Annotated in this window: 23 protein-coding genes; 5 read left to right on the top strand and 18 right to left on the bottom strand. The window is 39.3% G+C overall.

Features of this window, described 5'->3' with window-relative positions:
* Nucleotides 1-133 precede the first annotated feature (133 nt).
* Nucleotides 134-2,872: a triple tyrosine motif-containing protein gene (locus B9A58_RS14865; protein WP_084373660.1), complete on the top strand. Its 2,739-nt coding sequence runs from the start codon at nt 134-136 to the stop codon at nt 2,870-2,872.
* A gap of 374 nt (nt 2,873-3,246) precedes the next feature.
* Here the strand turns inward: B9A58_RS14865 and B9A58_RS14855 are convergent, their stop codons facing one another.
* The 5 genes from B9A58_RS14855 to B9A58_RS14835 form a co-directional block, all read right to left on the bottom strand.
* Nucleotides 3,247-4,596 (bottom strand): PhoH family protein, encoded by a 1,350-nt coding sequence (locus B9A58_RS14855; protein WP_394334433.1) that lies wholly within the window; start codon nt 4,594-4,596, stop codon nt 3,247-3,249.
* Nucleotides 4,597-4,740: 144 nt separating this feature from the next.
* Nucleotides 4,741-6,579 carry a M61 family metallopeptidase gene (locus B9A58_RS14850; protein WP_084373657.1) on the bottom strand — a complete coding sequence of 613 codons (1,839 nt, stop codon included), beginning with the start codon at nt 6,577-6,579 and terminating at the stop codon, nt 4,741-4,743.
* Between the two features lie 148 nt (nt 6,580-6,727).
* Nucleotides 6,728-7,180, bottom strand: a complete 453-nt coding sequence (locus B9A58_RS14845) for a GNAT family N-acetyltransferase (protein ID WP_084373656.1) — start codon at nt 7,178-7,180, stop codon at nt 6,728-6,730.
* The gene (locus B9A58_RS14840) at nt 7,177-8,715 is read right to left on the bottom strand and encodes a M1 family metallopeptidase (protein ID WP_176214797.1); all 1,539 of its coding nucleotides are present in this window, start codon (nt 8,713-8,715) and stop codon (nt 7,177-7,179) included. Before B9A58_RS14840 ends, B9A58_RS14845 begins: the two co-directional genes overlap by 4 nt.
* Before the next feature lie 129 nt (nt 8,716-8,844).
* Nucleotides 8,845-9,993: a J domain-containing protein gene (locus tag B9A58_RS14835; protein WP_084373654.1), complete on the bottom strand. Its 1,149-nt coding sequence runs from the start codon at nt 9,991-9,993 to the stop codon at nt 8,845-8,847.
* Between the two features lie 52 nt (nt 9,994-10,045).
* Here B9A58_RS14835 and B9A58_RS14830 point away from each other — a divergent pair, with 52 nt between their 5' ends.
* Nucleotides 10,046-11,719: a VRR-NUC domain-containing protein gene (locus B9A58_RS14830; RefSeq protein ID WP_139793910.1), complete on the top strand. Its 1,674-nt coding sequence runs from the start codon at nt 10,046-10,048 to the stop codon at nt 11,717-11,719.
* Here B9A58_RS14830 and B9A58_RS14825 read toward each other — a convergent pair.
* Nucleotides 11,716-12,258, bottom strand: coding sequence for a DUF1697 domain-containing protein (locus tag B9A58_RS14825; RefSeq protein WP_084373652.1), 543 nt, complete (start codon nt 12,256-12,258; stop codon nt 11,716-11,718). The two genes, B9A58_RS14830 and B9A58_RS14825, sit on opposite strands and share 4 nt — an antisense overlap.
* Nucleotides 12,259-12,340: 82 nt before the next feature.
* On the opposite strand from B9A58_RS14825, the gene B9A58_RS14820 reads away from it, so the two are divergent.
* A complete protein-coding gene (locus tag B9A58_RS14820; RefSeq protein ID WP_176214796.1) occupies nt 12,341-12,871 on the top strand; it encodes a DinB family protein in 531 nt (176 codons plus the stop codon).
* 39 nt (nt 12,872-12,910) lie between these two features.
* Here B9A58_RS14820 and B9A58_RS14815 read toward each other — a convergent pair whose 3' ends face one another.
* The 3 genes from B9A58_RS14815 to B9A58_RS14805 all read right to left on the bottom strand — a co-directional run bounded on the left by B9A58_RS14815 (nt 12,911) and on the right by B9A58_RS14805 (nt 16,578).
* Nucleotides 12,911-13,393 (bottom strand): Mpo1 family 2-hydroxy fatty acid dioxygenase, encoded by a 483-nt coding sequence (locus B9A58_RS14815; RefSeq protein WP_084373650.1) that lies wholly within the window; start codon nt 13,391-13,393, stop codon nt 12,911-12,913.
* 128 nt (nt 13,394-13,521) lie between these two features.
* Nucleotides 13,522-14,511 (bottom strand): vacuolar protein sorting family 37 protein, encoded by a 990-nt coding sequence (locus tag B9A58_RS14810; protein WP_084373649.1) that lies wholly within the window; start codon nt 14,509-14,511, stop codon nt 13,522-13,524.
* A 6-nt stretch (nt 14,512-14,517) separates the two neighbouring features.
* On the bottom strand, nt 14,518-16,578 hold the full coding sequence (locus B9A58_RS14805) for a Vps62-related protein (protein WP_084373648.1): 2,061 nt from the start codon (nt 16,576-16,578) through the stop codon (nt 14,518-14,520).
* Between the two features lie 323 nt (nt 16,579-16,901).
* On the opposite strand from B9A58_RS14805, the gene lysS reads away from it, so the two are divergent.
* A complete protein-coding gene (gene lysS / locus B9A58_RS14800) occupies nt 16,902-18,641 on the top strand; it encodes a lysine--tRNA ligase (protein WP_084373647.1) in 1,740 nt (579 codons plus the stop codon).
* Nucleotides 18,642-18,853: 212 nt separating this feature from the next.
* The gene (locus B9A58_RS14795; protein ID WP_084373646.1) at nt 18,854-19,876 is read left to right on the top strand and encodes a lipase/acyltransferase domain-containing protein; all 1,023 of its coding nucleotides are present in this window, start codon (nt 18,854-18,856) and stop codon (nt 19,874-19,876) included.
* A 127-nt stretch (nt 19,877-20,003) separates the two neighbouring features.
* Here B9A58_RS14795 and B9A58_RS14790 read toward each other — a convergent pair whose 3' ends face one another.
* The 9 genes from B9A58_RS14790 to rpsK form a co-directional block, all read right to left on the bottom strand.
* Entirely contained in the window at nt 20,004-20,363 is a 360-nt protein-coding gene (locus B9A58_RS14790; RefSeq protein ID WP_084373645.1) for a hypothetical protein, read from the bottom strand.
* Entirely contained in the window at nt 20,364-20,840 is a 477-nt protein-coding gene (locus B9A58_RS14785) for a hypothetical protein (protein ID WP_084373644.1), read from the bottom strand.
* Nucleotides 20,821-21,567: a TIGR04255 family protein gene (locus B9A58_RS14780; RefSeq protein ID WP_084373643.1), complete on the bottom strand. Its 747-nt coding sequence runs from the start codon at nt 21,565-21,567 to the stop codon at nt 20,821-20,823. The genes B9A58_RS14785 and B9A58_RS14780 overlap by 20 nt, the downstream gene beginning before the upstream one ends.
* A gap of 253 nt (nt 21,568-21,820) precedes the next feature.
* Nucleotides 21,821-23,101, bottom strand: a complete 1,281-nt coding sequence (eno, locus tag B9A58_RS14775; RefSeq protein ID WP_084373642.1) for a phosphopyruvate hydratase — start codon at nt 23,099-23,101, stop codon at nt 21,821-21,823.
* Nucleotides 23,098-24,210: a glutamine-hydrolyzing carbamoyl-phosphate synthase small subunit gene (gene carA / locus B9A58_RS14770; protein WP_084373641.1), complete on the bottom strand. Its 1,113-nt coding sequence runs from the start codon at nt 24,208-24,210 to the stop codon at nt 23,098-23,100. The genes eno and carA overlap by 4 nt, the downstream gene beginning before the upstream one ends.
* 119 nt (nt 24,211-24,329) lie before the next feature.
* On the bottom strand, nt 24,330-24,941 hold the full coding sequence (gene rplQ / locus B9A58_RS14765) for a 50S ribosomal protein L17 (protein ID WP_084373640.1): 612 nt from the start codon (nt 24,939-24,941) through the stop codon (nt 24,330-24,332).
* A gap of 2 nt (nt 24,942-24,943) precedes the next feature.
* Entirely contained in the window at nt 24,944-25,933 is a 990-nt protein-coding gene (locus B9A58_RS14760; RefSeq protein ID WP_084373639.1) for a DNA-directed RNA polymerase subunit alpha, read from the bottom strand.
* Nucleotides 25,934-25,968: 35 nt separating this feature from the next.
* Nucleotides 25,969-26,574 carry a 30S ribosomal protein S4 gene (rpsD, locus tag B9A58_RS14755; RefSeq protein WP_084373638.1) on the bottom strand — a complete coding sequence of 202 codons (606 nt, stop codon included), beginning with the start codon at nt 26,572-26,574 and terminating at the stop codon, nt 25,969-25,971.
* Between the two features lie 23 nt (nt 26,575-26,597).
* The gene (rpsK, locus tag B9A58_RS14750; protein WP_084373637.1) at nt 26,598-26,990 is read right to left on the bottom strand and encodes a 30S ribosomal protein S11; all 393 of its coding nucleotides are present in this window, start codon (nt 26,988-26,990) and stop codon (nt 26,598-26,600) included.
* Nucleotides 26,991-26,997 lie beyond the last annotated feature (7 nt).

Genomic DNA, 26,997 nt, shown 5'->3' with positions numbered 1-26,997 from the left:
AATTTAAGATTATGGGCTTTCCAAAAAAGAAGTATCTGGCGTATTCATTTTTTTATAAAAAATACCGGAAGGTTAATATTCTGAACCTTGTTATATTTGACTAGAAAGTACTTCTATACTAAATCAATTTTCAATGCCTACTTCTACTTTGAAAAATTACTTGCTCATTTTCTTGCTCCTTACATTTAGTTATGTAAATGGCCAAAAAGGAGATTTTTTGTTGTCTCACTATTCTTTGGATGTAGATGGGCTTGACAATCTCAACTTTGAGCTGAAAGTAAACGATGATGGGCAACTGTGTATAGCTAACCGTTCGGGCGTACTGCTCTATGAAGGTCATGATTGGGTATTTCAAGCTACGCCGAGTGCGGCACTTTCACTCGACTTTGATTCAATAGGGCATATATATGTAGGATGCGCAGGTGACTTTGGCAAGTTTGGTTTTATTGACGGTAAGTATCAGTTTATCTCATTAAATCCCAATCGGTCAGATGAAAGTCTCTATTTCAAAACTATAGTTGCCGATACTTTAGCTTTCTTTATTAGTGAAAGTAATTTGATTCGCTATCACCTCGGACAGGAAAAATCATACATTACCTATTTACAAGATCCTGATGAATATTTCACTTATTTATTTGAAGTGAATGGCAACATCATGGTGCAGACCAATAAAAAAATCTATAGGTACCATGAGGATCAACTTTTGGATGACTTCGATTGGAAGCTACCCGAAAACGCACAATTTCTCTTCTTTGACAAGCATCCTACTAGGGATCAATATGTAGCTGGCACTACAGACAACAAAGTTTATATCTACAGACAGAAGAATTTTTACGAATGTAAGATGTCCAAGTTCTTGACAGAGCATGAGTCTTTTGTCAACAATGGCGTATGGGTAGACGACAATCATTTCGCACTCAGTACGCTTGAAGATGGAATCATTTTGTACAGCAATCGTCATTCAAAAATCGTAGATGTTATCAATCATGACAAGGGATTGCCTGATAATGAAATCTATACCATAGGTCGTGATCATGAAGGAGGGCTTTGGATCTCTCATGAATTTGGACTTTCCCGATTGGAAATTGGTGTACCCTTCAGAAGCTTCACAAACTATCATGGTCTAGAGGGCAATTTGAAAGATATTTTCTGGTTCAGTGGCCATCTCTATGTTTCTACTAGTAAAGGGGTGTTCTTCCTAGAGAAAAATCTAAACTACAAAAACACTGTGTACTATGTGCCTGTGAAAGGTGGAGCAGCAACACCAACTACAGCCACTACTTCTAAAAAAATGAAAAAGGCGCAGCGGTCGCGCGGAAAGAAAAAAGGACCTACCTCAGGAGGCAACACAAAAGCAACCACCACCAAATATGAGAGAAGGGTAAAAAAACATTTGGTAAGTTCAGGCTATGAATTTACCAAAGTAGAGGGAATAGAAGCCAAGTGTGAGAAATTCATTCGATACAAGAAAAAACTTCTAGTGGCCTCATCCAATGGTCTATATGAGATAAAAAAAGAGTACAACAAAAAAGAAAAGGAATGGGAACACATTGCAGAGCTCGTCGTTCATGAGCCCATCAGGTTTACTTTTATAGAGAACCATGAGGGTCGATTGGTTATTGCCAACCACTACAATGAAATCAAGCTCTACAAGCACGAGGATGAGATATGGGTGCAAGAAGATCAGATAGACTTCCATGGAGAAATGGTATTGAGTGCGCTGCATCAGTACAATGGAATCACGTGGTTTGCTACACCAAGTCACTTATACAGATATGACTCCTTGTCGTCCACTTACCATGATTTCAAAGAATACAAATACCACAACCAATTCATTGATGAGGTTCGAATTGCAGCCATAGACAATCAGCTGTATTTGATTAATTCCATTGGCTATTTTTATCTGGATGGGGCTAAAGACACCATCTTAGAGGATACCACGCTAATGCAAGTCATTGGCAAACCCATAAAACACTTACAAGAGCATGGAGGTAAGGTATGGGTAAACAATGGAGACGCCTGGTTCCAAATCAATCGCAACAAATCAGTCATTAAACGGGAAATATTTGGGCTGTTTCCAGATATGACATTCATTACCAACTATAGAGACAACATCTGGTTGATTGACCAATCTCACGAATTACTCAAGTACTACCCAAGTGAGGATGATTCACTCGTATGGAGAAATCACATGTACCTTAGAGAAGCTAAAAGCAACAAAGGGGATGTGAATGTAAATGTTCATGGCCCAATTGCTTTTGAGCATGACGAAAACTCATTCTACTTCGAGCTGGCGCGCCCTGATTATCGCGGATTGCTCCAAATAGAATATCAATACAAACTCAGTGGCCTGAACGATGACTGGTCTGAATGGTCCTCCAACAATCACATCAGCTTCAATTACCTACCACCCACTAATTATAAGTTAAGCATTCGATCGAAAGATCACTTCGGTAAAATACAAGAACTACAACCAGTCAAGTTTACAATCAAACCACCCTACTGGCAAACCCTTTGGTTTTATGGATTACAAATTCTGTTTATGACGGGTCTTGTCATTGGGTCTGTGATCATGAATAGACAGGCGCAACAGAAATATGTGATTGTCACAGAAGGATTGACTATTCTGACCATTGTCATGGTCATTGAATTTTTGCAAACTGTCGCAGGAGGCACTTTAGGCATAGAGAGTACGCCAGTAATTGACTTTATTATTGACGTGATGATCGCACTTTGCGTATTCCCACTTGAGCAATTCTTGAAGAAACTCATGAAAGTGAGCAAGGAAGGCCCAGGCTTGAATGGCAAAGCATTCCTTGATCTATTTAAGTTTTCAAAGCCAGCTCCACAGACGGTAAAGGCAAAGTCTTAGGAGTACTTGGCACTTACCCAAGCATTCACATTCCGTTTCTAAGGGGGAGACTTTACTCCCTCTTAAAAAAATAGTAAGGAAAAATGAATGTCATTCCGCTTTTATTCACCAATTCAATATCCAAATGATCAAAATTACAATTGCCAGAAGCACAAAAAAAACACCTATTTTGTTTCGAACGGCTTGTTTGGTTTTGGCTTTTTTAACCATTATCAAATAATGTATATCCTCTTTGGTAACTTTAAATTTTACATTCTTTTTAGAGAAAAACTTATCCTTTTTTGATCTATAATATGGCTGGGTAGCTTTTAAAATTTTTCGGTTGTCATCGAAACTTTGCCTACCCTGCTTAGAAAATCCAATCCCTCCACTCATTACAACAACTCATTCGCCAGATTTGCCAATTCAGACCGCTCACCTTTTTCGAGATTGATATTGGCAAAAAGCTCCTGACCTTGCAGTCGATCTACCAGATATGACAAGCCATTACTTTGTGAGTCCAAATAAGGGGTATCAATCTGATGAATATCTCCAGTGAACACAATTTTGGTGTTTTCTCCAGCACGAGTAATAATCGTTTTTACCTCGTGTGGCGTTAAGTTTTGTGCCTCGTCCACAATGAAGTAGATATTGGACAAACTTCTGCCTCTGATATAAGCCAATGGCGTAATTAATAGCTTTTCCTGATTCACCATATCTGTCAACCGTTTGTATTCCTTATCTGTCTCTTTATAGTGATTTTGGATGAATTTTAAGTTGTCCCAAAGTGGCTCCATATATGGATTGAGTTTGGACTTGATATCCCCTGGCAAATAGCCAATGTCTTTGTTGCTCAATGGTACAATGGGTCTGGCCAGATAGATTTGTTTGAACTCTCGCTTCTGCTCCAAAGCACAGGCCAATGCCAATAAAGTTTTACCCGTACCAGCCATGCCAGTAATAGCAGCTAACCTCACGTCAGGATTCATCATGCAATGAATGGCAAAAGCCTGTTCTGCATTTCTGGGTTTGATATTGTATACCGTTTTCTTTTCTACGTGACCCATCATTTCAGTCACTGGATTGTAAAAACTCAGGGCCGAATTCTTGGGACTTTTCAGGATGTAGTAGCCATTGTTTTGAAACTCGTAGGTCTTCGATATTTTTTTGGGTTCTACTTCTCCCTTTTTATACAAGGTATCTATGGTGGTAGCAGGCACTTTGTTGATTTCATATTTGCCTGTGACCAGTTCAGAGGCATCTTTGATTTTGCCCGTTTCGTAGTCTTCAGCTGTGAGATCCAAAGATTTGGCCTTCAATCTCAAATTGATGTCTTTCGATACTAAAATGACTTTACGCCCTTTCTCTTCTTTCTTGAGTCTGAGTGCGGCATTGAGAATCTTATGATCGTTTTTCCTTTCGCCAAAAACTTTGACTGCGTCAAACTCAGGCTCAGCTTCTGAGTGCATCAGCACCTTGAACTTTCCTCTCGTATTGCCATTCAATGGGATCCAATCCTGAAGCATATGATCCTTGGCCAAGCCATCCAATAAGCGTGCAAATTCACGTGCTTCAAAATTGATGGTATCATTACCTTTTTTGAAATTATCCAGTTCTTCAAGAACAGTAATTGGAATCCCCACATCATGCTCTGCAAAGTTCATTATAGAGTCATGTGAAAAGAGAATTACGGATGTATCAAGGACAAATATTTTTTTCTCACTACCTTTCTTCGCCATATCAATGTAGGAATTAGTTCTATAGTAAAATGGAAAATTTTACTTTAATCTACAAGCGAACCGAGCGAATATCAGCGATTTAATATGAAGAAATTTTTAACCTTTTTCGTGTACGCAGACATCATGTGATTTCGATTCTCTTTCTTCATATTATTTGTTTATCCATGCCTTTCGTAAGGCAAGTTGGGCATTCGTAGGATTTTCCATGACTGAGATGGAAGACTCGATTTTCACGTCTACGAACATGGCCTCAGCTTTTAGTTTTATTTTTTTCTGCTTGCCTTTTTCGTCCGTTCTCAAAACGACAGCCCTAATTTTATCCCCCACTTGATGACGATTATTGAAGGCTAAAAATTCCTCTTCATAGTTTTCTATATCAATCTCTACATCATCAAATTTGTAGATGATATCCTTCTCCAAATAGCCCATTTCCTGACCAAAAAAATTCATCTGATCAATGGATTGTATGACCAGCCTGTTGTCTGATTCATTTACTGAAAAGCTAATATGGCCTAGTGACAATTCCTTTTCCGTTCGAGCAGGCTCGTATAGCACACCTGCTTTTGCTAAATACTCTTCATAGGGAATTGGGGTGGAGCCCTCTACATGCGTGGAAAAAAACTCCCGTACTTCTGGATACGTCATTTTGGTAATGGTATCAAACAGCTCACTGTCTTTAAACGACAATGTTTTCCCGTATTTCTTAGCCAGATCATGCATGAGATTCTGAACGCCATATTCTCCTTCAGACAATTCTCTCAACAGCAAATCCAAAGACATACCAATCAAGGCACCCTTTTGGTATACGTTTCCATATTCAGCTGCTGTGCTATCTAAGCAATGAAGGCTAAGTTTGGTAAATGGCAATTGATCATTAAATCTTTCACGCGAATTGTTGATCTTGCCATCTATCACAGCCAGATAATCGGCCAAAGCCATCTCTCCATATTTCACTTGCGCTAAGCCGGCTGCATATTCTGTTACACCTTCGTACATCCAGAGGTGCTTGGACATTTTTGGATTGATAAAATCAAAATTGCCAATTTCTTCAGAGTGGATATTCAAAGGAGTCAGAATATGAAAAAATTCGTGTGCAGCCACGTCGCGAACCACCTGACCCAGCCGGTAAGGATCTATTTCCGGCAAGCTATAAAAAGAGGAATAAGAGTGCTCTAAAGCACCCAGCTTTCCAGATAGTGGATTGTTATCAAATAGGTAGATAATAAACGCATATCTATCTACTGGCAATTCTCCCAGGTATTGATATTGCGCTTTGAGCGTTGGCTCCACTTGCTCCTTTACGAAAAGTGGATCAAGTGCCTGATTAGGTGAGTAAATAGAAATCAAAATTTCAGCACCCCCTACCTCAAATGTAGTCGTATCAGGTTCGGCATACATAATCGGACTATCAGCCAAATCAAAATAATTGGTGGCTAAAAAAACATCAGACGAGTCACTGATAGATACTTTGTCTAACGAAGACGCTCCATACATACCTTTAGGATAATCAACATGTAATTCGTACAAATGGTCTTTTTGCCCTTGTAGATAACCTACAAAACCAAAAGTATTGATTACGTAATTCTTTCCTTCTTCAATGTTAGTTCCAGCTGGTTCAAATATGAAATTGTCCTTTTCTGAATCAAATGTATCTTCTATCCAATAAGAGATATCGCTCAGTTTTGAGCTGTTTTTTATCAAAATTCGATTGTCAGTGATGCGCTCGGTCTCTAACTCGTTGCCTTCCATGTCGTACGCTTTGAAATCTGTAAAAAACCTCCCAAAGTCATACACGGAATAAGTACCTGGCACTATTTTGGGAACTCTGAATTCGATCTCATCAACTTCCACTTTGGGTAGCGTACAACTGACTTTCACTTTATCATCCACCACAGTTTTCAAATCTATAGTCACAATATATTTTTCTTGTGCTACTAGTAGACTATACATGCCCAAGAGGACAGCCAACAGGCTCATTTTTAATTTCATGCGTAATAAATTATTGTTAGATCACCTAGCTTTCATCAAAGACAGCACTTCAAAAAGCAAGGCCTACTGCGTCATCTGATATTTTCATTCAATATATGTGATTCAAAAAGAAATGCCAGATGAAATGGTACAAGCGGCAATCCTATTGCTAATTATTTAATTTTTTTCTTAAAATTATTCGATTTTCTAAAGTGTCTGATTTGACTTCCACTTCAATGATGTCGAATCCAGAACTTAAGGCGAAGTGGAGCATGTTTTTATGCTTGTTTCTGGTTTTGAGCACTATAGTTTCAAATCCATGCATCAATGCAAATTCCTCTTGGAATTGAGCCAAGGCTTTGGCTACTCCAGATTTTCTAAACTGCGGCAGTACGCCACCCATCCATGTATAAAAAGATTTGTCATTGAATTTGTCATAGCCCACCTTAAATCCTGCCAATTCCCTGTCCAATTCTGCTATGGCAATAAGATGTTGGTTTTCGTTCAGCCGTTGCTCGTAAACTTTGGCCTTATGGGGGTTATCAAATTCTGGAATCTGCCGACTTAGGGTGACCACTTCCTCAATCGTTCCTTTCCTAATTATCAATCTACTGGTACTCATTTTTCATGAAATCTGCCTAAAACTATATTCAAAGGATCAACCACGATTTCCGAAGGTTCATCACAGGAAAATTCTATGGTTTGCTCTCTTTCCCAAAGCTTAACCTGCTTGATTTCGAAATTCATGTTTTGATATTTCACTTGAATATCTACATCCAATTGGTACACATAATTAGTCAACTGCTCAAACTCCAAAACCAGCTTTTTCTTTCTGTACTTCCAATTATACGCTACTTTAGGTGCTCCAGGCATGTAATACCACTGTTGGAAAAAATTTGACAAATCAAGCAATGAAACCTCATTGGCTACATCAATAAAATCCTGCGTACTCGCCGCACTAAACTTGAATCGCTCGTAGAATGTAAAAATGATTTGACGAAACTTTTCCTTCCCTACTTTATGTTGAAGCATTCGCAATACCCAAGCCGCCTGATCATAGGTCAGGGCATTCATAAGATTATCCAGATGATCAAAGTTTTGCTGAATGACTGTTTGTTTTGGGTTTTTCTTCTGATAGTTTAAAATTTTAGCTTCTTCCTTTTCAAGCTTGGCCTGCAATTTTTCTTTTCCAAGCACTTCTTCTACCCAGTAGTTTTCCAGAAAGGAAGCAAAACCTTCGCTAATCCAAATGTCAGCCCAATCCTTCTCAGTCACGGCATTCCCAAACCACTGATGCCCTATTTCATGCGCTATGGTCGCATTTATTTTTTGCTTTCCTTCTAGTGATTTCTCAGGATAAAAAATGTTTCCGGCATTTTCCATACCTCCAAATCTGGTTGTAGATTCCACTTGATCACATTTAGAAAAAGGATATTCACCCATCAAATTTTCTAGGGCTTTGAATATTGCAGGCGCTTCTGCAAAATCATTCAAAGCTTTCTCAGCTGATTTCTTATAAACCCAGGCCGTGATCATACCCTTGTCGTCTAACTTTTTTGTGGTAAACTCGGCTACACCAATAACCATCACTTTCGCGGAAATTGGTTGACTCATTTTCCACACTGTTCTTTTCCATCCTGGATTTATTTCATTTTCATTTTGCAAATCTCCATTCGCTACCACTTTATATTTTGATGGTGTGTTTACAATAAATTCGCAGGTGGCTTTTTCGGATGGATGATCTACCACTGGCAGCCATCTATGTGCTCGATTTGGCCAGTGCTCAGCAAAGAATGTTCGATCTCCATGGGCATTTTTAGAAATTATCAACCCATTATCAGGCAGGCCAGTATACGAAACATAAACCTCTGATGTATCTCCTCTATGAATGGAAGGTGGGGTTGATATTTTCAATTGATCAGATCTGTGCTCAAATGGAACACTGGTATCATTGATAGTTAGCGCTGTTACTTTCATCCCTGTTTCGCCGGATGGACTCGCTAAGTCAAGAATGGTGTATTCGGGTACTTTGTCAGAATAAGAAATGATTATCCTTGCCTTCACGAACACCACATTGGAGGTATCATTTAGACTAATATCAAATTGGTAATGGAGTATGTCGAATGGTTCCAGCGCTCGACGTTGGCCCAATGCCATAGTACAAATGCATAAGCAAAAGGCTACAAGCAAATAACGAAATTGAGGTTGGGGCATATACGGTAATGGTTTTTATCAAAAATAAAATTAAATCACCATTACACGAAAAAGATTTGATTAACGGTATGCTTAGTCTAATGAGAATTCAGGGTCGATAGATTTTGCATGAGTAATTGTTTGTCTCATAGCGGATAACCTCCCCATGCCTTGAAAACTCCGAGCTTCAATTTCATATTGTAGCAAACTATCAGGCCAGATCTCTTTCGTCCAGGATATTGCATCCACTGCTTCTTGGTATTGATTCAAATTCAAGTGAGTTTGCGCCACCTTCATATAGATGTCATAATGAGAGGCAGGCACCATATTGGCATTGATCACAATTGGGTAAGCACTTCCTATGGTCACCTCGTATTCTGAAGAAGCCATTTCTGCACCTATCTGATAATAATTTAAAGCTTGACCCAAATCTTGCATGCCGTTTTCATACAGCGATCCCATTTCCAAATAAAAACTGGCTGTCCGATACCCATACAAATGCATCATCTGATAGACCTCCAATGCCTTGCCCACTTCACCCATTCCTTGATAGGCGGTTGCAATTTTTTTCATGTAAGAAATGGTATTACTCACTGAATAGTCTTTGAGCATATCATAATGTGAGATGGCCAATTGATAATTGCCATCAGCCAAATAATTATCTCCTTTATTCTTAATTTCTACCAGTAGCAAATCTTTGAAGTCTCTCATGTCTTGCTCTTCAGTCCAGAAATGTCCCAAGCCACTCAAGAGTTGTAGACTTTGCTTCAGATCTCCTTGCACATGCGCTGACTTTACTTGCTCGAATGTGCTTCTTCTACCTGCTAGGAGTTCAGCTTTCACACGTGCTTTATACTGTTCATTGATATACATACCTGTGGTCATAATCAGAGCAATCGTAAAAGCAAACAGAAAGGCATAAGCTGTCGCCTTCCAATTGCTCATTTGAGGAGCATAATATCTTGGGCGCCCAGGCTGAGGCTGACGATGACCCTGATACGTATGAGTAACTGTGGTACGAGTGACTCGCCCATACCTTAGCATCATGTCATGCTTTGATCTTTTATATGAATTGGATAGCACCTGATAAGCTTCATTCACCTGCTTAAACAGTTCTTCCATATCCTTATCTCCATCATGCTTGTCTGGATGATAACTCAACGCCTTTCGCTTAAAGGCTGCTTTTAACTCAGCATCAGTGGCATTGGAAGGCACACCCAATATGTGATAGTAATTAGTCATTTCACAGATTCGTGTGTCAAATAAAACGCAGGAATCTCAAAAAAGGTACTTGTTGCTTCTATTTTTGCTCTGGATGGTCAATCAGGACAAAATCATATTACCAGAGAAGTATTATTTGGACAATTTCAGATATGTCCTCAATTTCGTTCTTGGTAAATATGAGCCCTTACTCTCCAGTCTTGAATTAGATTTCATTTCAACCTTTATGTCGCTTTCTGAGGACGCGCAATGCCTCTATGTGAGAATGAGTAATCGCAAGGGTCAATTTTTTCGTAAGGAAAAACTCATCTATCAGGAGATTATAAATCTGGACGAAGCTCATGAAGAATTGCTTGAAAACAACTTGCTAACCAAAAAAACAATTCTGGAAATAGAAGAGTGCTTTCAGTTAATCAACATTTACACCAAGCCTGAGATCATCCAACGCTTAAAGGCTCTGGACTTTCAGATAGACAAGAAACTCAAAAAAGACCAGTTGATTCTTGAGCTGTTAGAGACCTGCGATCTTGATCTGCTGACAGAAACATTTTACTCAAACTCCATAATTACGCAAAGTGCAAAGGAAGAATTGGATATGATCAAACTTTTCTTCTTTGGACATAATCATGGGGACATGTCTGATTTTGTGATTCGAGATGTGGGGCATGCCAAATTTATGGAAGTGGATGAATCCAAATTGGGCACATCATTCGACTCTAGAGAAGAGGCAGAAGCAGTCATGCATCTTTCACAACTCAGCAAGGAATTCTATCTTTTGGAAGAAGCTGTTTCTCCATTGTCTGTGTATGAGTGGTTTAAGGAAATAGAAATTGGCTACTTCCTAAATATGGAAAAGGCCAAACGACGCGCTGATAAGTTATTGCATAAAGTGGGCTACCACTTAGAAAAACATAAGCATTTTGATCAGGCACTTGAACTCTATCACTTGTCTTCTGCGGCTCCACTGAGAGAACGAAGAATTAGAATCTACAACAAACAAAAGGACTTTGATAAGTCCTTAGCCCTGGCACAGCAAATACTAGAAAACCCTAACGACAACAAAGAATATTACATCGCACTGGATGTCATCAACAAGCTGGAAAAGAAACTAAAAACGACCACCATTAGACAGAAGGAAGGCATGGTAATACCAGTTGATTCAAGCTATCAATACCGTGTGGAGCAAGGGGCATTGGCTTATTTTGAATCTTTGGGATATCAAGGTTATCACGCTGAAAATTCGATTGGCAGAAATGTCTTTGGGTTGTTCTTTTGGGAAGAAATATTCGACCCACAATACAACAGCCTGCACCAACCACTTCAGCGTAATCCTTCTGACATTTATGGAAAGGACTTTTATGAAAAACGCAAGAAAGCCATCACTGACAAACTTCAAACTACAAAGTCCAAAAAACAATTAGCCAAAGTCTTAAAACAGAGCTTTAAATCCTATGACGGAGTGGCAAACCCATTCGTTCACTGGGAGGTGAGCATGATGGACGCCATGTGGCAGTTTCTAGCTTTTGCCAAATTGAAGCAGATCAAAGCCCTATTGGCTGAGATGGCTATTGATCCAAAAAACCGATCTACTGGCTTTCCTGATTTGTTCGTTTGGAGAGAAAAAACATACTCCTTTTATGAAGTCAAATCACCTAACGATCACTTATCCGAAAAACAGCTTTTTTGGTTAGAACGATTTGATGAATGGGGTATCCACTCAGAAATTGCCCTGGTGGAGTGGCATTAGTCATCAAGCATTTGCATCAGCTTGGTAGTGGTCTTCCAATTTCTTGACGTACCTTGTACTTTTAGTTTTCGCTCTATAGTATTGAGATCCAATTTTGACGTTCCGGCCCCCATCGTATAGAATATGTACAGGTTTTGTCCTTTCAAAATCATCTCCTCAGGCCAATCACGGAAATTTAATAACACTTCAAAATTCTCTGATTTTGGTTCATCAGACAACAATGTGACATACAGTTTAGTAATATCCTCATTGCGATCATTGACAAAGGGATTATTATTGAAAGTAGTCCTCCATTCTGCTTGTGACCGAACAATGACTGGCACATCAAACCCAAAACTGTCTTGAATATTTTGGTGTATTTGATCTTCTAATTTTCTTTGATCTGTTTCTGAGGACTCAAAGATGATATTCCCACTCTGTATGTAAGTTTGGATATTTTCATATTTGAGTTTACTCAAGGAGGTTCTCAATGCATCCATTTTTATCAGCTTCTGTCCGCTGACATTTATACCTCGTAGCAATGCTATGTATTTCGCCATAAGCCAAAGTTAAAAAAAAGACAAACCAAAGCTAACTCTAGTTAATACCAGCCGTTTCATGACCATAACTAAAACAAATACCATGAAAAACTTACTTTACATTTTACTTATTGCTCCTTTCTTGGCTACAGCGCAAGATGCCACTCAACCAACCACTTACCAGCAAGAGTTTGCAGGTAGCATGAGCTATAGTCAAGGCCAGATCGTCAAACTAATCGAAGCCATTCCTCAAGACAAATACGCATGGAGACCAGCTGAAGGTGTTCGGAGTGTTTCTGAAGTGATTTTGCACATTGCTGCTTCTACTTACAATCTATCAAGTGCCTTGGGCACTCCGCTACCAGAAGGATTGGATGCGAATGGTCTAGAAAAGTCTACAACCAGCAAGGACGAAATACTGAAGGCTATCAATGAAGCTTATGCATTTTCTACTGCTGCAGTGGCCAATGTAAAAGATGACCAAATGAATGAGATGGTCACATTACCTTTTGGAACATTTACCAAGCGCTCGTTGATTATGATTATTGCAACTCATAGTTATGAGCATAAAGGGCAACTTATCGCCTACACCAGAGTAAATGGCATTACTCCTCCTTGGAGTGGGAGTAACTAAAGCATAAAGCACAGAATGGTTTAAAAATCGGGGTTGACCTTAATAAGGCAACCCTATTTTTTTGTAAAGGAAATGCATCAGCCAAGCTGGGCCGATCATTAGAAACTGAACATCCTTGAAGAAGGAGGGTTTTTTACCCTCTACATTATGCCCGTAAAACTGTCCAATCCAGGCGATCACAAAAACACCAATACTGATTTGCCATACTGGTGCCATGCCTAATTGCTCCACAAACAAAGTGAGGTACAGAAAACCCATGACAGCTACAGCCATGCCTACAAACAACCAAAAAGAGAGCGTGAAGTAATATAATAAAACAGCCACCAAAGCGATCGTGGCCCAATTGAGAAAAGGGCTACTCACATTCGGGAAAGCAGAAATCAAAAAGCCATTAGGAATAGACCAAAACAAGCCCACAATACTCCAAAAAATAGCTGGCACACATATCCAGTGAATGAGTTTGTTGGTTGGGTTTTGATGGCTCTCGCCATATTCAGATAGGAGCTGGTCAATTTTTCTCATAGGTGTGTTGTTAAATTGATTATAATATTAGCCAATTTTCAGAGATGACCGAGCCTTGTGATAAAATTAAATTGATAAAATGTCATTTCTCACATGCTCATTGCAAGGTGAGAAATGACAGAATTGATTTATTTAGACATTAATGAGCTAACCTGCTCTTTCATAATACTAATTTCATTTTTTTGCTCTTGCAACTGTTTATTCTGCTCAATCAAATGAAGTGTTAACTCCTCAATTTTTTGTAACAGCTTGATATTCGTTTCCGCCAATAGTATTCCCTCTGATTCCATTTCTTTGGCAGACGCAATTTCTGGAAGATGTTTATTTGCTTTCACGTACTGATCCAATTCTTCGAGTGGTGTTAGATCATAATTTTCTTCAAACACAAAATCGGCACCTGCATTAACTGTCACTTTGATTTCTTGAGCGTGGACTTTTCCCGCTACCGTAAGTTTCGAGTCTGGATTTATTGTACCTATCCCTACATAACCATTTGAATCAATTTTCATCTTAGTGTCAGGCCCTACTCTAAAATTGATAGGGGCAGCGTCTATCGTACTAATAACCAACCCTGCTGGCAATGAACTATCATCGGCTCGCATGATACTCCAACCAATAGATTCGTCAGAAGAATATCCTTTAAGCGCTCCCGTTCGTTGGGGCCTTTGACCTCGTAAATCGAGAGTTGGAATATCCGTTCCTGTATATGATGGAGTAAGTGTCCCAACACCTATGTCGCCATTTTCCCTGATACTAAAGCGAAGATCTGTTCCTCCTGTTCTAAAGTTTATGGGAGCAGCATCTTTGGTACTAATATTTAAGCCATCTGGTGCAGAACTATCATCCGCTCGCATAATAGTCCAACCAATAGATTCGTCAGAAGAATATCCTTTAAGCGCTCCCGTTCGTTGGGGCCTTTGACCTCGTAAATCGAGAGTAGGAATATCCGTTCCTAATTGGGAAGGACTTGTAGTTCCAATTCCAACATCACCGCCATTATAATGAATGGCACCATTGCTATTAGGTGTACTGAATTGGGCTAAAGCCCTTGTTGTACATAAAGTGGTCAGCGATAAAATAAAGACTGATGATTTAATGAGATTAGTTATCGAAGTCATACTGAATTATTTTTTTACGATTTTACTTTCAAATACTGGAGCTTCTTCCTGAAATACCCGAACCATATAAAGCCCTTTTTCTTGAGCCGAAAGATCAAGGTTAAAAATTGATCCCTCTAGTTCGTCCACAATAAAAACTTCTACTACTTTTCCTGAAAAATCAAATACTTCTGCTCGGATATTGGTAAATTCTTCTCCATTAGATACCAATCCGATCCTCACTTCGCCTGTCGTAGGATTAGGATAGAGTTGATAGTTGGTGAGGAGTTGGGCGTTTAACAAACCAGACTCAGACTCTTCACTTTCTCTGATTCGAGCCATCAACGGCTCTTCTTCACCACAAAAATAATTTATATACCATCCTGTAGAATAGGAACCACCACAAACATTGAACACGGTGACATTTAAACTTCCTGCAATTTCTCCAGCCTCATTTGCAATTAGACTTACCGAACTCAGGCTTTCATTATTTAATGTAAAATTCCCAGTATTACTCCATATCACAGAAGTTGGGGTAAACCCTCCTGCATAGGATAAAGAAATAATCGTATTTCCACAATTCGGAGTTGGATCAGTCGTACTCATTTGATCCTCTTGAGTCAAATGGTCTTCATTAGCACTACCTTCACTACTTTGAGGGTAGTGCTCGCTCATATTAAAAGCTCCACCTGTAGGCTCTCCGAGCCATACATATTTGGTTATAGCCCCATAATTAATGTCGTATCCCTTCGGATATTGGACAGTAATATCGGCACTTATTGTACCACTTCCTGAGTTAATAGAAGAAGCCATTTGTGTGGTAAAACTTGAACCCAACCCAGATCTAGTACTCATCCTGTCTGTCGCAGACCATTTCGCCGTATAGGGTTTATTTACGTCAATTGCATAACTCTTATCGCTTCCATAACACAGAGTCGATGAACCTGTTACCAAATTTAGAGGAAGAATGCCTTTTTTTGTATAATCAAAAGGAATCCATCTAAACCCAAGTCCTTCATCAATGACATACACCAGAGGTTTTTTCCCTAACCATTGATCATAATTTTTACGTGGGGTTATGGGACTTTGTGAAGCCAAACTCGTTCCTGAAAATGTCCCCCCCCATCGCCCCATAAAGTACATCCAATCTGGATTACTTGCTTCAATTGCGTGATTTCTTAATTGGTCATCTATTTCAATTATTTCATATCGGCCAATTTCCCATGTATCCAAATTTGGTCCACCTCCACAATGATCCTTCCTTGGTACAACTGGATGATTATAGCCCCCATTACTATAAAATGCATGTGATTCATTAGCCGCGTACAATATTGGATGATCTCCCTCAAAACCGAGCTCATTCTTGTAATACATGTGCCAATTACCGTGTGCCGATGCAAAAATCCATTTTAATTTCCCTTCATTGCTAATAATTACCTTCACTGCTTCCCAATCTCCTTGATGTGATGCCAATTCAAAAGAACCTTGATCTCCATTCCATGGATTAAAAAACCAATACTGAATTTCAATATCGTCTTCCAAATATGGTTCAGACTGATAGTAGGCCATTTGAACGTTAACGTAAATTTTGGCATTGTCAAAAGCCCCATACTTTGTACTACCATTTCCTATTAACCTATAATTTTCACTGTTTCCGTTTTTTAAGTCACAATTGGATGCATCTGGACATACAATATCATAATCAGTAATTGATCTAAAATAGCCCAAATAAGATCGCTCCAGATACCAATCAACACTAGAAATATGATAATCTTCCTTCGAACTATAGATAACTCTTGGCGCATACTTCCTGACCAACTCCTCCAAAGCAGGCCTAGTCTGGCTACAGTCCAAGCTGGGTTTTATACTAAAACCAGGCTTAGCCACAAATCCATCCTTCATGGTAATTGAACCATCCTCAATATAGTGATAGGCAGCATCGTAGGTAGAGGTTAGTTCTGTTCCATCTTTGAACAAACGACGCTGCCCACAGGGGAGTTCATTGGCAAATACTACACATGAAAAAAGAATACAGACAAGACACACCAGTCCTTGGGTGCTAAGGGTTGGTCGATAAAATAAATGCATAATGGAAATGTTTCGTGGTTATTGGCTACAGATTAATTCTCAAATTAATCGCTCTTAAAATGCTGGATGGCTAAAATAGATATTTTTTGTTCTGATTACAATTTTCTATCTCGCCTAACCATTTTGACCAAACGGATCCGAGGGCGGTAAGGAGAGAAATCTTATCATATAACTTATATAAATACCATTCAGGGAATTATGTTAAGATTTCTTCGTTTCACTCCGAAATGACCTGGAAGAAGATATCAATAAAAACATCCCCTCCCAATCCTTCACCAATCGTCTATTTTACCTTAATTTTGCGGCTTCTAAAAAATTACAAAATGATTCTAAGCGAACAGGAAATTAATAGACGCCAGATCAGAGAAAAATTGATCGAATCTGGTATTGACCCTTATCCATCTGACACCTTTGAAGTAAACGTGACCACTAAGGACATTCACGAAAATTACGAAAAACGAAAGACGGACTATAAGGCTATTTCTATCGCAGGACGATTGATGTCACGAAGAATCATGGGATCTGCTTCCTTTGCCGAAATTCAAGACTCAACTGGCAGAATCCAAATCTATCTGAGAAGAGATGACCTGTGCCCTGGGGAGGACAAAAGTCATTACAACAATGTCTTCAAAAAAATGATGGACATTGGCGATATCATTGGCATCAAAGGATATGTTTTCACAACAGAAGTAGGTGAAATTTCTATTCATGTGACGGAGTTGAAATTATTAACCAAATCACTAAAACCCCTTCCGATTGTAAAAGAAGCCAAAGATGAAGATGGCAACACAAAGACTTATGACGCTTTCACGGATCCTGAGTTGAGATATCGTCAGCGATATGTAGACTTGATCGTGAATCCAGAAGTGCGAGATACGTTCGTAAAGCGTACGCAGTTGGTCAACTCTATGAGAAACTTCCTGGCTGAAAAAGGTTATTTGGAAGTAGAAACACCAATCCTACAGCCCTTGTATGGTGGAGCTGCAGCACGTCCATTCAAAACGCATCACAATACACTGGACATGACCTTATACTTGCGTATTGCCAATGAATTGTATCTAAAGCGTTTGATCGTGGGCGGCTATGATGGCGTTTTTGAGTTCTCTAAGGATTTCAGAAACGAAGGCATGTCAAGATTTCACAACCCTGAATTCACGCAAGTGGAGCTTTATGTAGCCTACAAAGATTACGAATGGATGATGGACTTAACTGAAGCTATGGTGGAAAAAGTAGCTTTGGATCTACACGGCACCACTGAAGTACAAGTGGGCGAGAACGTGATCAACTTCCAGAGACCTTGGAAACGATATACCATGTTTGAGGCTATTGAGCACTTCACTGGCGTGGACATTTCAGAAATGGGAGAAGATGAACTAAGAGCTACTGCAAAGAAGCTGGACGTGCCGACTGACGAGTCTATGGGTAAGGCCAAATTGATTGATGAAATTTTTGGCGAGAAATGCGAAGGACAGCTGATCCAGCCTACCTTCATTACAGACTACCCAGTAGAAATGTCACCTTTGGCCAAAAAACATAAAAGTAAGCCCGGTTTGGTGGAAAGGTTTGAAGCCGTAGCCAATGGCAAAGAAATTTGCAATGCCTTCTCTGAACTGAACGATCCAATTGATCAAAGAAAGCGTTTTGAAGAGCAATTAGAACTTGGCAAACGTGGTGACGATGAAGCCATGGTGTTGGACGAAGATTTCTTGAGAGCGCTAGAATATGGCATGCCTCCTACTGCAGGACTTGGCGTAGGTATAGATCGCTTATCCATGATGATGACGAATTCAAACTCTATCCAAGATGTATTGTTCTTCCCTCAGATGAAGCCTGAGAAGAAAATTGAAGCTTTGACTTCAAGGCAATACGAAGAATTGGGAGTAGTGAAAGAATTGATTCCAATCCTTCAGAAACTAGGTATGGTGACCAAAGAACAGTTCGCAGAAGCCAAAGACAGTAAGCTATTCAACGACGTTTGTGGTACACGTAAAAAACTGAAGCTGAAAGAAGTGAAGAACCCTTCATTGGAAGACGTACAAGGGTGGATTGAGAAGGCAGGATAATTTTCGTTTTTGACTAATCCATTTCAAAAAACGAAAACTGATGTCTTTTCGACGCAGGGAGAAATCTTATTGAAATTAAATGCAGTTGCAAATCCTAATGAGATTTCTCTCCCGATTATCATTGGAATCGAAATGATAAGTTTTTGAGATGGCTTCATCATAATATCTTATTTTAGTGACGCGTTAAATTCTATTACAGACGTGTCTAGTGTATGGCTCAGAAATCATTGCTCAGAAATTTATTTAAAGTAAAAAAACGAACCCTCGTCATAGGCATTCATGGTCTGAGCAACAAGCCTCCCAAAAGGCTATTGACTCACTGGTGGCGAAGGTCTATTGAAGAGGGGCTGTCTAAAATTGACAAAAGTCCTACTCAATTTGATTTTAAAATGCTGTATTGGGCAGATCTCTTGTATCCGACTCCATTGAGTTTGAAGTGCAAAGATGAAGACGATCCTTTGTTTATAGAAGAACCTTATATTTCAGAAAAACAGTTGCAAGTCCATGCCAGAAAAGGGCTGATTCAAATTTTCAGAAATCTGATTCAATATATAAAGGAGATCATCTTCTTGAGTAGAATAGGATTGAATAAGTTTAGAAAACCTTTTGACGCTATTGTGAAAATTGGCTTTAAAGATTTGGATATCTACTACAACGAGGAGGCTCCTAAAAACGAGCAGATGTTTGAGGACTACTTCCGAAACAAGGTAAGAAGTCGATTGATCAAACTCCTATTGAAGAATAAAAGAAAGGACATTCTGCTTGTGGCGCATTCTATGGGTTCAATTATTGCCTATGATGTTTTGTTGTCACTAAAACATAGGGTAAAAGTAAAATACTTTGTGGCACTGGGATCTCCCATGGGGCTGCCCTTGATCCGTGAGAATATCATGAAGGATCATCACTTGCCCTTTGTGGAGGAGGAGGAAGCCTACCCACCTACGCCTGAAGGCGTAGAAAACTGGTACAGCTTCTGCGACAGAGAAGACAATATAGGTGCCCACTACAACCTAGCTGATTATTATGTAGAGAATGTACGAGGCGTAAAGCCCATTGGCAAATATGTGGAAAACAACTACAAAGAATGGAAGACTGACAATGCGCACAAGTCATTTGGCTACTTGAGATGCATTGAGATGGCTGAAGTGGTCAATGAGTTTCTATTAGGCGGCCGCTCTTCTTTGCTGGCTAAAGGCAAGCAGTTGTTTATGCGTAAAGGCAGGGAGCAAACATAATTACTTCGTCACTTCGAACACATGTGAGAAGTCCCCTTGAGAATAGCACTTATGCTAGGTAGCCTGCTTGATCACATTATAAATGCTCAGATTTTTCACGTTTTAGTGAAGCGTACCAGTGAAAAAACTATGGGTATAAAATTTTCTCACAATTCGCAGCAAGCTTTCTGGATATTGAACGATTAAAATTACCTTTTATTAAAGCATGCGCTGAATTCCCTTCTATAGGATCTAAGACATTGTCCAATCCCAATTCTTGAGTATAAGATGCCTTTAAGGCATATAATCGGAATCTTGAAGAATCTTGGATAGATTTGTCATAGTCAGTCAAACGCTCAACATCAACCGATAATCCATTTTCTCCTTTTTTCAAAGTAAAACTCGAAGATGCAGGTGTACCATCTTCCTTTATGAAAGAAGGATGTAAAAACTGAACTCGCCTAAGGAGCCTATCATCAATGCTAATTTTCTCTTCACTTGAACTCAATTAGTTGAAAAATTTAATTAATTGAGACATTCCCATTTCTACATTGGACTCGAAAATAGTTTCATGCTTTTCAAATATCAAAAGCTCATTAGAACCATCTCCGTTAAAGTAAATTTCCGCACCCTTATTACCTTCCTTGAATTCAATCATCACCTCCCCATTGACTCCGGGAGCAGCAAAATAAAATGGAAGTGAGAGAAAACTATTATCTTTTAAAAAACTTAATGCATTATTTATTGAAACCTTTGAAATCTCTGAGGCCCCATATGTATCCCAATTCTCTTCAAAATTAGAGAACTTATTAACTTTAGCCATTAATTCCATCACTTGATTTGGATAGCTATCAAACGAATTTTTAAATATTGTACTACTTATTACAACATAATATGGAGGATTAATTCTTGTCTCTTCTGACCTATAAACAGTAGAGACATCCATTCCTCCATTTTCTACCGGACTAATTAATAAAGCTTCCATAAAATTTAGGCTTGCATATATCTTTAAACGTGTTTGAAGCACAAGTATGTGCTTCATCTATCCAATTTAACAAATCTGATTGATTTATCCCTTGTCTCCTTGAAACAGTAGTTTGCCAAACGAAAACTTCTTCGTTCTTATTATTCCTACCGCTTGAGAAAGAAATATGTAGCAAACTATTATCTTTCAATTCGAAAGACTGGTTAAACTGAAAATCTTTTAGCTCTCCTTTAGTATTAAAGGAATTCTTGAAACTGAAATTGAAGTTTGTCTCCAAAAACAACTTCCAATCACTAAAATCATAGTCGTTCACATTAACTACATCTATATAACGTAATGAATATTCCTTAAATTTAATATCATTTTCATACGCCGATACTAATTTTTCAATTACGCTTTCAGCCAATGGGTGAAATTTTTCTTCCCACACATAGTTTTTTTCCGTATCATTTATTGAAATAATACCTGGCCCAATCTGGACTACAGGCCAAACGTTTTTACTAGACCAAAACTGGTGTAATACCTGATGTGGTATCATCTGTAATGGAATATCGTTAGGTATCTTTTGATTCTTAACCGGAAAATCATTGACAATTGACTGGTGAAATTTTCCCAAGGCAAAGTTAAAGTTTGGGTCTACAAAGCTTTTAGACTGAGAATCTAGGGAGAGTTCCCACTTTATTTCAAGAATTACTTCTTGTAACGGTGCCTTAGGCAATTTTTTCATACTTCGTAAAAATAAGTAAAGTGATCTATGTACTAACAATATCTATAGTCCAACATTAAGGGTTTTAACATTTTTTTACAAAAAATATTCCATTATAGGTACAAATAGGAATTATGAGTTTTTTTTAATATGTAATTAGATTTAATATCAAATAAAAAACCACAAGGATGACTCCCTGCGGTTTTTGATGTTTTTCCAAACGGATAACCAGGATCCCGATAGGTATCGGGACGGGTAATGATGGTTGAAGATATTATTTAGCCTGTGGGAAACGCGCAGTTTCGCCTAGCTCTTCTTCGATTCTCAACAATTGGTTGTACTTCGCCATTCTGTCCGAACGAGACAAAGAACCAGTTTTGATCTGACCAGCGTTAGTCGCTACAGCGATGTCTGCGATAGTCGAATCTTCAGTTTCACCAGATCTGTGAGAGATCACAGCAGTGAAGCCTGCTTTGTGCGCCAATTCGATAGCATCCAAAGTCTCAGACAAAGTACCGATTTGGTTTACTTTGATCAAAATAGAGTTAGCAGACTTTTCGTTGATTCCTCTTTGCAAGAATTTCACGTTGGTCACGAAAAGGTCATCACCTACTAGCTGACACTTGTCACCGATTTTCTCAGTCAACAACGCCCAAGTAGACCAATCCTCTTCAGCACAACCATCCTCGATAGAATCAATAGGGTATTTCTCTACCAACTCAGCCAAGTAAGCTACTTGCTCTTCAGCATTTCTCTTCTTACCGTTAGGTCCTTCGAATTTAGAGTAGTCGTACTTACCGTCTACAAAAAACTCAGAAGAAGCACAGTCTAGTGCTATAGTGATATCTTTGCCAGGCTCATATCCTGCAGCTTTCACTGCGCTCAATACGCTCTCCAAAGCTTCCTCTGTACCGCCAGTGAAAGCAGGAGCAAATCCTCCTTCGTCACCTACTGCAGTACTCAAACCTTTGTCATGCAAAATTTTCTTCAATGCGTGGAAAGTCTCCGCACCCATTCTCATAGCCTCAGAGAAAGTCTCTGCGCCTACCGGACGGATCATGAACTCCTGGAATGCTATCGTAGCATCAGAGTGAGATCCACCGTTGATGATATTCATCATAGGTACTGGCAACGTATGCGCGTTAGTACCACCAATGTATCTGAACAATGGCAAGCCAAGCTCTTCAGCAGCTGCTCTAGCTACTGCTAGAGAAACACCCAAGATGGCATTAGCTCCTAGCTTAGATTTAGTCTCCGTACCGTCCAATTGAATCATCAACTGATCGATATACTTTTGATCAAATACAGACAACCCGATCAATTCCTCTTGAATGATATCGTTTACATTGTCCACAGCCTTCAACACACCTTTACCTAGGTATTTGCCTTTGTCGCCGTCTCTTAATTCTACCGCTTCGTTTACACCAGTAGAAGCCCCTGATGGAACCGCCGCTCTACCCAATACGCCACTTTCAGTAACTACATCTACCTCAATGGTTGGGTTTCCTCTTGAATCAAGTATTTGTCTAGCAAATACACTTTCTATCAAACTCATTTTTTCTTGTGTTTATTTATTAATTGAATGAAGTCATCGAATAAGTATCTGGAATCGTGAGGCCCCGGAGAAGCCTCTGGGTGGTGCTGCACAGAAAATGCAGGCTTGCCTTTGATACGAATACCAGCTACTGTATTATCATTCAAGTTAATGTGTGTCAATTCCAAATTTTCAGACTGCTCGACAGAGTCTCTGTCTACAGCAAATCCGTGGTTTTGTGAAGTCACTTCACTCAAACCAGTTATCAAATTCTTTACGGGATGATTTAATCCTCTATGCCCGTGGTGCATTTTGAAAGTGGTGGCTCCATTGGCCAGTGCAATCACCTGATGTCCAAGACAAATACCGAATAACGGTTTTTCCTCTTTCATGATGTGTTTTACAGTTTCGATTGCATATCCCATTTCTGCAGGATCTCCAGGTCCGTTGGACAAAAAGTACCCATCAGGATTATACGCCTTCAACTCTTCAAATGGAGTCTCTGCAGGAAACACCTTGCACTGACATCCACGATCAGTCAAGTTGGTGAGGATTGATTTCTTCACACCAATATCCAATACAGCTACTTTGAACTCAGCATTATCATCTCCAAGTATATATGGCTCTTTTGTAGTGACCTGAGTAGATAGCTCCAGGTGGTTCATACTTGGCACCTTCGCCAATTCTTCCTTTAGCTTTTCTACTTCGGCAATATCAGATGAAATTATGGCATTCATCGCTCCTTGGCTACGAATACTTTTCACAACCTTTCTGGTATCCAAATCTGCAATACCAACTATGTTGTGCTTTTTTAAATACTCATCAAGCGTATAGTCTGCCTGATATCTACTATGAATATCTGAGAAATCATTGATCACAAGACCTTTTATTTTTGGCCCGTCAGATTCTTCTTCTCTGTCTACAGTACCGTAGTTGCCAATATGTGAATTGGTATTTACAACGATCTGCCCATAATACGAGGGATCTGTATACACTTCTTGGTAACCAGTCATACCCGTATTGAAGCATATTTCACCTCCGCTTGTGCCCTCGCTTCCAATTGATGAACCTTCAAAACATTGGCCGTCTGCCAGTAATAAATAAGCTTTCTTCTTTTTCTGTATTTTCATATTTCGTTTGGTGCAAACTCTGGGCTAAAATCACCGCAAATTTTATGAATTTTTAGACATAAAAAAAGCCATCCCGAAACTAATCGAGATGGCTTATATTTTATTGGAACAAGATCAACTTATTCCTTTTCTTCTTTCTTTTCAGAATTATCTGCTGACTCCTCTTTAGTATCTGCTTCAGGTACCTCTTCGGCAGCCTCAGCCTTTACTTCTTCAGTAGTCTCTGCAACTGGCGCTTCTTCTACAACCTCAGCTTCAACAACCGCTTCAGTAGCTTCTACAGCAGGAGCAGCTTCTTTTTCAGCACTTCCTTTACCTCTTCTACTTCTTCTTGTCTTAGCTTTAGCTGGTGCTGCATCCTTCAACATCAATTCGTTGTAATCAACCAACTCCATGATGCACATTTCTGCGTTGTCACCTAATCTAGCACCTGTTTTCAAGATTCTAGTATATCCTCCCGGTCTGTTAGCTACTTTTTCCGCTACTTCACCGAAAAGGGTAGTTACAGATTCTTTGTTTTGCAAGTAAGAGAAAGCCACTCTTCTAGAGTGCGTGCTATCATCCTTTGCTCTAGTGATCAAAGGCTCAACATATTTTCTCAAAGCTTTTGCTTTAGCTACAGTAGTAGTAATTCTTTTATGCAAAATCAAAGAAGAAGCCATATTGGACAACATTGCATTTCTGTGCGATGCTGTTCTGCTCAAATGATTAAATTTCTTCCCGTGTCTCATTTTTACTCTTCGTCTAATTTATACTTTGACAAATCCATGCCAAAAGTAAGGTTCTTGTCTGCTACCAATTGCTCCAGCTCCGCCAAAGACTTCTTTCCGAAGTTTCTAAACTTCATCATGTCTGAAATCTCCAATCTCACCAAGTCACCTAGTGATCTCACGTCAGCAGCTTTCAAACAGTTGTAAGCTCTTACGGAAAGATCGAGATCGTTAAGATTAGTCTTAAGCAATTTTCTCATGTGTAGTAATTCCTCATCTACAGCTTCTGGCTCGCCCGCATCATGCGTATCGAGAATCATGGTCTGATCTGAGAATAACATAAAGTGCTGTATCAAAATATTAGCCGCACCTTTCAAAGCATTCTCTGGGTGGATAGATCCGTCTGTTTCTATGTCCAATATCAATTGTTCATAATCGGTCTTTTGCTCTACCCTTGTGTTCTCAACAGAATACTTGACATTCTTGATCGGAGTAAAGATGGCATCAATCGGAATAAATCCGAAGATTTGCTCAGCTGGTTTGTTGTCCTCAGCAGTCACATAACCTCTACCTTTCTCAATAGTCAATTCTATTTCGAATTTCACTTTTTCGTCCAAGTGAGCAATCACGTGATCTGGATTCAATACTTCAAATGCTGAAGTTGCTCCTCCAATATCACTACCCTTGAATTCTTTTTGTCCTGATATGCTAACAACAATTTTGCTTTCAGCCACATCAGCAATCTTCTTGAATCTCACCATTTTGAGGTTCAAGATGATTTCTGACAAATCTTCTACAATACCTTCCATTGTAGAAAACTCATGCAATACTCCAGGGACTTTGATACCAGTGATGGCGTATCCCTCTAGTGAAGACAATAAAATTCTTCTCAATGCATTACCTACGGTAACACCGTAGCCTTGCTCTAGTGGTTTGAAAGTAAATAAGCCATGAAAGTCATCAGCCTTCTCCATCACCACCTTTTCAGGCATTTGAAATGCTAGTATTGACATAGTTAATTCTTTAATATAAAATTTATGGAAATTTATTATTTAGAGTACAATTCAACGATCAATTGCTCTTTGACAGTTTCAGGAATTTCTTCCCTTGTTGGCAATACAGCGAATTTTCCCGTCAATTGGCTAGAATCCCATTCCAACCATGGATATTTGCTCACTACTCCTCTTGACAAACTCTCAGTAATCGACTGAAGTGATTTTGACTTCTCTCTCACAGCAACCAAATCTCCTATTTTCAATGAAAAAGATGGAATATTTACCAACTCACCATTGACCAATACGTGCTTGTGTAGTACAAGTTGTCTTGCCGCACTTCTCGTAGGCGCTAGGCCTAGTCTGAATACTACGTTATCCAATCTTGATTCCAATAGCTGAAGTAATACTTCACCAGTAATACCACCTCTCTTAGAAGCTTTTTCGAACAAGTTAGAGAATTGCTTTTCTAGCAACCCGTAAGTGTACTTAGCTTTTTGCTTCTCAGCAAGCTGGATAGCGTATTCAGAAGGCTTTCTTCTTCTACCACGGCCATGCTGTCCCGGAGGATACGCCTTTTTTTGCAAAGTCTTGTCTGGGCCGAAGATAGGGTCGTTAAACCTTCTAGCTATTTTCGTCTTGGGTCCGGTATATCTTGCCATTTTATATTAATTCTATAATATTATTAAACTCTTCTTCTCTTAGGTGGTCGACATCCGTTATGAGGAAGTGGAGTAACATCTTTTATCATTGTCACTTCGATACCTACATTTTGGATGGTTCTAATGGCAGACTCTCTACCCGCACCTGGTCCTTTTACAAAAACCTCCACTTTTCTCAAGCCCTGATCATAAGCGGCTTGCGCACAATCCTGAGCTGCTACCTGAGCTGCATACGGTGTGTTCTTTTTAGAACCCTTGAATCCCATTTTACCTGCAGATGCCCAAGACACTACCTGACCAGTCAAATTGGTCATAGATATAATTATATTGTTAAACGAAGCTTTGATGTGTGCCTGGCCTATTGGCTCAACCACTACTACTCTTTTTCTTCCTTTATCTTTTCTTTTTTGTGCCATCGTCAAT

Origin of the sequence: Reichenbachiella faecimaris (assembly GCF_900176375.1) — a bacterium.
GTDB lineage: Bacteria > Bacteroidota > Bacteroidia > Cytophagales > Cyclobacteriaceae > Reichenbachiella > Reichenbachiella faecimaris.
This window is presented reverse-complemented; position numbering and strand designations above follow the sequence as displayed.

Excerpts from the sequence above, each read along its gene's own strand:
- B9A58_RS14865 (WP_084373660.1), top strand. The coding sequence starts at position 134 with ATGCCTACTTCTACTTTGAAAAATTACTTGCTCATTTTCTTGCTCCTT.
- B9A58_RS14850 (WP_084373657.1), bottom strand. The coding sequence starts at position 6,579 with ATGAAATTAAAAATGAGCCTGTTGGCTGTCCTCTTGGGCATGTATAGT.
- B9A58_RS14845 (WP_084373656.1), bottom strand. The coding sequence starts at position 7,180 with ATGAGTACCAGTAGATTGATAATTAGGAAAGGAACGATTGAGGAAGTG.
- B9A58_RS14840 (WP_176214797.1), bottom strand. The coding sequence starts at position 8,715 with ATGGCATTGGGCCAACGTCGAGCGCTGGAACCATTCGACATACTCCAT.
- B9A58_RS14835 (WP_084373654.1), bottom strand. The coding sequence starts at position 9,993 with ATGACTAATTACTATCACATATTGGGTGTGCCTTCCAATGCCACTGAT.
- B9A58_RS14825 (WP_084373652.1), bottom strand. The coding sequence starts at position 12,258 with ATGGCGAAATACATAGCATTGCTACGAGGTATAAATGTCAGCGGACAG.
- B9A58_RS14820 (WP_176214796.1), top strand. The coding sequence starts at position 12,341 with ATGAAAAACTTACTTTACATTTTACTTATTGCTCCTTTCTTGGCTACA.
- B9A58_RS14815 (WP_084373650.1), bottom strand. The coding sequence starts at position 13,393 with ATGAGAAAAATTGACCAGCTCCTATCTGAATATGGCGAGAGCCATCAA.
- B9A58_RS14810 (WP_084373649.1), bottom strand. The coding sequence starts at position 14,511 with ATGACTTCGATAACTAATCTCATTAAATCATCAGTCTTTATTTTATCG.
- B9A58_RS14805 (WP_084373648.1), bottom strand. The coding sequence starts at position 16,578 with ATGCATTTATTTTATCGACCAACCCTTAGCACCCAAGGACTGGTGTGT.
- lysS (WP_084373647.1), top strand. The coding sequence starts at position 16,902 with ATGATTCTAAGCGAACAGGAAATTAATAGACGCCAGATCAGAGAAAAA.
- B9A58_RS14795 (WP_084373646.1), top strand. The coding sequence starts at position 18,854 with ATGGCTCAGAAATCATTGCTCAGAAATTTATTTAAAGTAAAAAAACGA.
- B9A58_RS14785 (WP_084373644.1), bottom strand. The coding sequence starts at position 20,840 with ATGGAAGCTTTATTAATTAGTCCGGTAGAAAATGGAGGAATGGATGTC.
- B9A58_RS14780 (WP_084373643.1), bottom strand. The coding sequence starts at position 21,567 with ATGAAAAAATTGCCTAAGGCACCGTTACAAGAAGTAATTCTTGAAATA.
- eno (WP_084373642.1), bottom strand. The coding sequence starts at position 23,101 with ATGAGTTTGATAGAAAGTGTATTTGCTAGACAAATACTTGATTCAAGA.
- carA (WP_084373641.1), bottom strand. The coding sequence starts at position 24,210 with ATGAAAATACAGAAAAAGAAGAAAGCTTATTTATTACTGGCAGACGGC.
- rplQ (WP_084373640.1), bottom strand. The coding sequence starts at position 24,941 with ATGAGACACGGGAAGAAATTTAATCATTTGAGCAGAACAGCATCGCAC.
- B9A58_RS14760 (WP_084373639.1), bottom strand. The coding sequence starts at position 25,933 with ATGTCAATACTAGCATTTCAAATGCCTGAAAAGGTGGTGATGGAGAAG.
- rpsD (WP_084373638.1), bottom strand. The coding sequence starts at position 26,574 with ATGGCAAGATATACCGGACCCAAGACGAAAATAGCTAGAAGGTTTAAC.
- rpsK (WP_084373637.1), bottom strand. The coding sequence starts at position 26,990 with ATGGCACAAAAAAGAAAAGATAAAGGAAGAAAAAGAGTAGTAGTGGTT.